Genomic DNA, 399 nt, shown 5'->3' with positions numbered 1-399 from the left:
CAAAATTTTATCCACAAATTCTATCAATGCATAAAACCCGTTGTCACACTTTAGCCAACGAAAAGTTTTTATATTGATTGACAAAAGCGGCAAATTGGAGTGTAATTCACGGTTTAATTATCTACCAATTTTTAGGAAACATCATGAAACGCACTTATCAACCTTCCGTTACCAAACGCAAACGCACCCACGGCTTCTTGGTTCGCTCCAAAACCCGCGGTGGTCGCGCAGTATTGGCTGCCCGTCGCGCCAAAGGCCGCAAACGCCTGGCTGTATAATTTTGAATTACGGCTTCTCGAAGCAGTATCGCTTATTAAAAACGGATGATTTTTCATCCGTTTTTGCGTTGAAAAACCGACGCAGCCGCGATTTGCTGCAAGTCTCCCAGTCCGCAGACAA

General features: G+C 44.1%; 1 protein-coding gene and 1 pseudogene. Both read left to right on the top strand.

Annotation, left to right across the window (positions count from 1 at the left end; genetic code table 11):
* Positions 1-143 precede the first annotated feature (143 nt).
* Positions 144-278, top strand: coding sequence for a 50S ribosomal protein L34 (rpmH, locus tag ACTHSP_RS22435; protein WP_002214728.1), 135 nt, complete (start codon positions 144-146; stop codon positions 276-278).
* 2 nt (positions 279-280) lie between these two features.
* Positions 281-399: pseudogene (rnpA, locus tag ACTHSP_RS22430) on the top strand (ribonuclease P protein component); the annotation flags it as partial.

The sequence above is a fragment of the Neisseria sp. P0001.S005 genome (genome assembly GCF_051963715.1).
The sequence above is the reverse complement of the archived record's forward strand: the minus strand, read 5'-3'. Positions and strand labels throughout refer to the sequence as shown.

Coding starts and splice junctions, on each gene's coding strand:
- rpmH (WP_002214728.1), top strand. CDS start 144: ATGAAACGCACTTATCAACCTTCCGTTACCAAACGCAAACGCACCCAC.